The 5,969-nt window shown below is 37.5% G+C and carries 5 protein-coding genes and 1 pseudogene; 1 reads left to right on the top strand and 5 read right to left on the bottom strand.

Annotated elements, in window-relative coordinates; genetic code table 11:
* The 5 genes from C7379_RS12355 to C7379_RS12335 form a co-directional block, all read right to left on the bottom strand.
* A partial coding sequence (locus tag C7379_RS12355) for a DUF4372 domain-containing protein (protein ID WP_116617533.1) occupies nucleotides 1-398 on the bottom strand: 398 nt, incomplete at its 3' end.
* 150 nt (nucleotides 399-548) lie between these two features.
* Nucleotides 549-749, bottom strand: a complete 201-nt coding sequence (locus C7379_RS12350) for a cysteine peptidase family C39 domain-containing protein (protein WP_116617532.1) — start codon at nucleotides 747-749, stop codon at nucleotides 549-551.
* Nucleotides 750-751: 2 nt separating this feature from the next.
* Nucleotides 752-3,346, bottom strand: a complete 2,595-nt coding sequence (locus C7379_RS12345; RefSeq protein WP_116617531.1) for a TonB-dependent receptor — start codon at nucleotides 3,344-3,346, stop codon at nucleotides 752-754.
* Nucleotides 3,346-4,164, bottom strand: coding sequence for a GLPGLI family protein (locus C7379_RS12340; RefSeq protein ID WP_116617534.1), 819 nt, complete (start codon nucleotides 4,162-4,164; stop codon nucleotides 3,346-3,348). The genes C7379_RS12345 and C7379_RS12340 overlap by 1 nt, the downstream gene beginning before the upstream one ends.
* A 190-nt stretch (nucleotides 4,165-4,354) precedes the next feature.
* On the bottom strand, nucleotides 4,355-5,146 hold the full coding sequence (locus C7379_RS12335; RefSeq protein WP_116617530.1) for a leucine-rich repeat domain-containing protein: 792 nt from the start codon (nucleotides 5,144-5,146) through the stop codon (nucleotides 4,355-4,357).
* A 147-nt stretch (nucleotides 5,147-5,293) separates the two neighbouring features.
* Here C7379_RS12335 and C7379_RS12330 point away from each other — a divergent pair.
* A pseudogene (locus C7379_RS12330) lies at nucleotides 5,294-5,834 on the top strand (transposase family protein); the annotation flags it as partial.
* Nucleotides 5,835-5,969 lie beyond the last annotated feature (135 nt).

The following is a 5,969-nucleotide window of genomic DNA, read 5'->3' as shown; positions in this document are numbered from 1 at the left end:
CTCAGACGTTTTATCCATTCCTCCGTACCATTGCGTCGGCTGTCCGAAGAAAGTCTGTCCTTATTGGACTCGTAAAGGTCGCGGTACACGTCCTCAAAGAACTTCTCCGAGCGTCTGGCGTTCGCGTCTGACAGGGAACTGCGCTTAAGAACCCAGTCAATGCCTATGTGGTGAAGCTTGCGCACCTCGGCCGTCATTGCCGCCTCTATCTCGCGCAGGGAGTCGAAGCGTATGATGACTGCATACAGCATCGTAAGAAGATGGGTGAAGCCGTCAAAGGTTTTCACATACCGCTCACCGCCGTTTCGACGGCTTATTTCAACTATTTTATCATGGTCGAGAGATTTTATCAGCTGACCATATACCGGCTGTCCGAAGAAATGTGTACTTTTGCCCATGTTATCTGAGTTTGGAAGCAAAAGCAAAGATAACAAAAAGGGCTGATACCTCGTGAGAAGTGTCAGCCCTAAATTTGTATCTTACCCAAAAGTTTAGCGGACAGTAATAATAAAATAACAGTGGAAGTACAGAGAAAGGAAAGATGAATTTCACACTTTTAAGGACACTACCATCCTATTTTTTGCTAGTTCACTAATATCATACATAGAAACTCCACCTTTTGAACTTTCTAAGCTCTTTGATATTTGTTGTAGAGAATATTTTTTGCCATACAAATGGCATAACATTACTAAGCATGCTGCTCCACATTGCATAGCGTCATGTCGCTTTATAAAAACAAAACCTGCCATTCTTATTTTGTTAATGAAATAGTAAAAAGCAACTCTCTTCCTCTCATGTGATAACTGTAAGCGTAGGTATTCATCATGTTAAAAATGGTGTAACTATAATACTGTTGATTGAAAATATTTCTCATATCAATACAGAAACGAAATGCTTTGTGTCTGTAACTGACCCCTGCATCGAAGATAGCCATAGTCTTGGTAAGATCTTGATACATTTCCTTTGTTGAAATATCTGCCATTGCCTTGAATTGCAGATTTTTTACAGGCTGTAATACCAAGTTGATATCATGTGTTTGCGACAAGAAAGATTTTGACACGTTTTGTACCTTTGTAAAGTTCTTTGAAAAGCTATAAGTATAATATAACTCCATAAAAGAAACAGGTTTGAATGAAACAGATGGAGCAACATTTAGACTGTTCCACGAATAGCTGTAAATCATACTGTTTTGCATCATCAAGCTCTTGCTGTGCATATAAATTCCGTACAGCGAAAACTTGGTGTTGATAGCTTTTACCTGTTTTGTAATATTGAAATAGGTATTAATATTGTCAGTGCTGTTAGGACTTAGTACTGGACATTCCTTAATCAATGTTTGCGACACATTCTGCGCCGACAATAAATTGTTATGCTGATGTGTGTAGCCTATACCAAAATTTAAAAAAAACATTTCTATTGGATATTTTAAATCGTAAATAGCATTGAGCGTAACACTCCTATTCTCACTCAAGATCCCTAAACTGTACCTTTGATAGTTCAGACTGGTTTGTATCGGTGCTGTTATAAAATCAGCCAAATCACCTATCTTGTTTGCATAAGCCCCTTGAAGCCTTATCGTAGCTCTTGGTGTAACATTGTATAGAAAATAAAATGAAGGATTAATTACAAAGCTCCATTTCTGCTTCTTTAATGGAGTTGTTCCCTCGTTTTCAAAATCGATTCTTGTTGTAGCCAATGATACGTTTGCTTTGAAATTATATTTCCGTTGTGGGTGGGTATATTCATATTGTGGAGAGAATGAAAAATCTAATTCATTTCCCTTCACGAGGTTAAAGCCTGAATAGTCATCAGTTATCAAAGCTGAATTAACCCTATCGCTACGATATTGGAATGAAAGAGGAAAATAAAATCGTGAGGCTCTTCTTTCATAAGTGGCAGAAATAGTTTCCTGATTCGTAAACTGTTTGCTGTCTGCACTTTGCAGAAAAGAGGCTACTCCTACGTCTGAAACACGAATAGTGCCATTAGGCATAGTAGTATAATTGAGAAGAGAGGAAAGACTCCAGCGAAACTTATTTGTTTTCCAACGTATGGAAAGATTGTTGGAAAACCCTAAATCGTGATATTTCTCATTTTGAAAGACCGAATTGCTATTGTTTTCAACTGTTGGCAATTCCGATTTTACGAACAAAGCCACTGATGAAAACCGATTGGTGATATATCGTTTATCGCTATTGTCCTTGTATTCGATAGTCAGGGTAGGCTTGTGAAGTGTGAAGGTAGGTTGGTATTGATAATCTTGCACTAATTCGTCCAAACCATTACCAAAAAACATCTTATGATTGTAAGCATAGTTGCATTGGGAATAAGCATAGCCTACATTTGTTCTTAACGACTTGTTTTCCGACAGTTTGTTGAGTAGATTGAAACTAACGGAATAATCTTTGGGATGGATATACCTTTCTCTTTTGAGTGGTGCACTAGAAGAAGATAAGTTGCCCAATAGTTTTACACCGAAAGATTCTAACTGGTTGTTTAGAAAATGATTGATATTTTCATCAGTAGCAAACTCCCTTATGTTCCCTATCTTAAATGTTCCCAAAAGTTGCATACGCGATTTGAAGAGCATACCTGCTCCATTAGTTTGGTAAAGTCCTCCATTACTGCCTAAACCTCCAATGGCTTCATATGTCCCGACTGGTTTAAACTTGGCGTGCTTTGAAAGTTTTATATTTATTGCCACATCATCAGATAGCACGTCTTTGTCCATTTTGGCGTCTTTATGATTATTCAACACCTGCACAGATGTAACGTAGTCTGCTGGGATATTGTTTGTGGCTACATTATATTGTCCACCAAGAAGATCCATTCCCTCAATGTAAAAATTGGAAATATCCTTTCCTAGATATTTTATATTTCCCGAACTAGTTACTTCTATACCGGGCAATCGCTTCATTGCATCTCTAAGCGTGTAATCGCCCTTCCCTGCGAAAGAACTCAACCGATAGGAAAGTGTATCGCCGCGCTGAATTATTTGTGGAGCCTTAACAACAACTTCCCTTAACTGCGTCTTTTTTTCAAGTAAAGTAATGTTCTTTTTTGTTTCTTTACTATCTATTACTAGCTTGGTTTTCTCAAACGAGATATGTCCGATAGAAAGTAGCACCTGCGTTTTAGAACTATTGTAGCTTAAAGCATAGCTTCCCTTCTCATTGGTAAAGGTATAGGCAATGGGCTTGTTATTTTCTAAAATCTGCACATTGGCATTGCTTATTGGCATACCATTAGAGTCAGACACAATTCCAGTCAACGTATAGTTTTTTTGAGCTTGTGCTTGCATCCAAACGAAAAGACAGAGAATATAAAGGAGTAATCTTTTCATCATTATTTAATCTCTAAAGGCACATAGCCATTCGTCCGTAGGCGTACTTGTACCCCATTGATAAAAACAGAGTTGCTTCCACCGTCGCCTTTTTCCACTCTCATGTCCGTAATGCTCTCAGTAGGGATGTTGGCTATCGGGTTTTCTTCAAAGTGATTTTTTGCCTTGATAAATTTTTCACGGCTGGTAGTAATGCTATTAGATATTTTAGGCGCAGTGATTGGCGTAGTACCTTGTCTAAACGTAATAGCTTTAAAGCGGTGGATATTCTCGGTATCACAAGCATACATTATCAGTCCAGGCAATCCACCAAACTTCCAAGGTCCGAATTGGGATGGAATTTCTGATGAGAACCAGACATTCCAAGTACGTCCGCCATACTCTCCTACCGCTTTATTACATAGATAGCCGCATATAGTATCGATCTCTTCGGTAAGTTGCCATGAAATACCGTTCACCCCCTCTTGATAAAAATAAAGACTTGGAGGGATAACACTATACACGGAGATTGATTTGTCTGCTACATTTACAAAGGTAGTTTGGTCAAAGTAGTAGGCTGTTTTCACCACGCGCTCTTCTGCTTTCTTTACCTGCTCTTCGGTTGCTTGTCCTGTCTGCATCAAAGAGTCTAACTGAAAAGTAGCATAGTCGACAAACTTAGCGTGAATAGCATCAAACTGCAATATCGTTGTAAAAGTTTCTGTTTCGGCATTCGCTGTTTTTACAGTGTATTCGTAAATACATTCATAATTATTATTTGTTTTCTGAGCGAAAACTTGTAAAGGAATGAGTAAAAAGAGGACTAAATAATTCTGTTTCATAACTAACATGCATTAATAATATCTAATATCGTTATTCCTGATGGAATTTTTTCCCATTTAGAAAATCTGTAAGAGTTTTATTTCAATCTATGTCTGATAGATTATCTCCATCAGGGTGAGTTCTAAAAATCCCTATCAAATTCTTGTTTGTAAAGGGTACTTTCTGTAGTTTAAGTACAAGCTATTAAAGTCATTTTTGATTTTCTTTGATTATGACATCCTTGCATAAGTCAAAGGCATTATTCTCTATTTCTACCTTTGAGGGTAAGGTAACTAATTTTAATGAAATACAACCAATAAAAGCTTGTATTCCTATTTTTTGAATAGATACTGGTAAGGCAATCTCATCCAAACTTAAACAACGTGCAAAAGCATATTTCTCTATAGTTCGCAGAGAATTGGGAAGTTTTATTCTTCTCAATCCTTTACATCCCGCAAAAGTGCGTTCTTTTATTTCTGTGATAGAATCGGGCAACGCCAACTCCTTTATGCTTTCACACAATGTAAAAGCCTTGCCACCTATGTAAGTAACAGTATTTGGTATCTTTGAAATCGTAATTCTGCAACAATCCCAAAATGCCCCATATTCTATCCTTTTAAGATTTGGGGGCAGTGAGTCTAAACGTAAATTTTCGCACATATTAAAAGAATTTTGTCCAATGATTTGCAGAGAATTTGGCAGATATATACGATGTAGATTTTTACAAGTATCGAAAGCTCTTCCATTGATTACTTCTAGCCCTTCGGGAAGTAAAACTGTTTTAATGTAATTATTAAATACAAAGCAGCATTTCCCTATAGCCTTCACCTGTTTTAATTTTTCATCTTTAGTCAAATCCACAATACTATCTTTTCTTTCCCATTTTACAAGTTCAAGGACACCTGCAGAGTCCGAGACCTCATATCCAAGTTTAGAGGTCTGACCTTTGACAAATTCAAGTGAGAAAAAAAATAACAAAAGGACAATAAATATTTTTTTCATAAAATGTATAAATCCTTAATTCCGCAACACTATTATAAATTAAACTTTTTAAGTACCTGAGCAACAAAAAGTTGCTCAGGATTTTGCCATGTCAGAATTTTCACTTATCTCAGTGTTGCAAAAAAACAAGAGAATCCGACGATAGACATGGCAAAGGTACAAGTTAAATATGAGAGACTCACTCCTTTTGGGGGATTATTTTCAATCATGGAGCAATTTGGCTCCACATTATCATCTGTAATCGACTCAACCCTCGGTCTAAGGTGTAGATCGTTCGGTTATCAGTACAGCGAAATCATCCGTTCTCTCATGAGTATCTACTTCTGTGGCGGTTCATGTACCCCAGGATGTCACTACTCATTTGATGAACCACCTCTCGCTTCATCCGACACTTCGCACTTGTAGCTCTGATACTATCCTCAGAGCGATAAAAGAGCTGACGCAAGAAAACATTTCATACACATCAGATATGGGCAAGACCTACGATTTCAATACGGCTGACACTCTTAATACTTTATTGCTCAATTGTATATTTGCATCTGGCCAACTGAAAGAGGGTGAGATGTATGATGTTGATTTCGACCATCAGTTCATAGAGACAGAGAAGTATGATGCAAAGCCTACATACAAGAAGTTCCTTGGTTATCGCCCTGGCGTGGCGGTTATTGGCGATTTGATAGTCGGTATAATCCGTAACTTTTACAAGGCCATTATTCAAAGACTTGACGTCACTACTGTCCCGTTAAGGTGGACTAATCACTCTTTGAATTAATTGAAATACAGTCTATTAGGTGGTGTTTTGAAATGAAACGGACTTGATTTC

This window comes from Hallella colorans (assembly GCF_003096815.1).
In the GTDB taxonomy this organism is placed as follows: Bacteria; Bacteroidota; Bacteroidia; order Bacteroidales; family Bacteroidaceae; genus Prevotella; species Prevotella colorans.
The sequence above is the reverse complement of the archived record's forward strand: the minus strand, read 5'-3'. Positions and strand labels throughout refer to the sequence as shown.

Excerpts from the sequence above, each read along its gene's own strand:
- C7379_RS12350 (WP_116617532.1), bottom strand. The coding sequence starts at position 749 with ATGGCAGGTTTTGTTTTTATAAAGCGACATGACGCTATGCAATGTGGA.
- C7379_RS12345 (WP_116617531.1), bottom strand. The coding sequence starts at position 3,346 with ATGATGAAAAGATTACTCCTTTATATTCTCTGTCTTTTCGTTTGGATG.
- C7379_RS12340 (WP_116617534.1), bottom strand. The coding sequence starts at position 4,164 with ATGAAACAGAATTATTTAGTCCTCTTTTTACTCATTCCTTTACAAGTT.
- C7379_RS12335 (WP_116617530.1), bottom strand. The coding sequence starts at position 5,146 with ATGAAAAAAATATTTATTGTCCTTTTGTTATTTTTTTTCTCACTTGAA.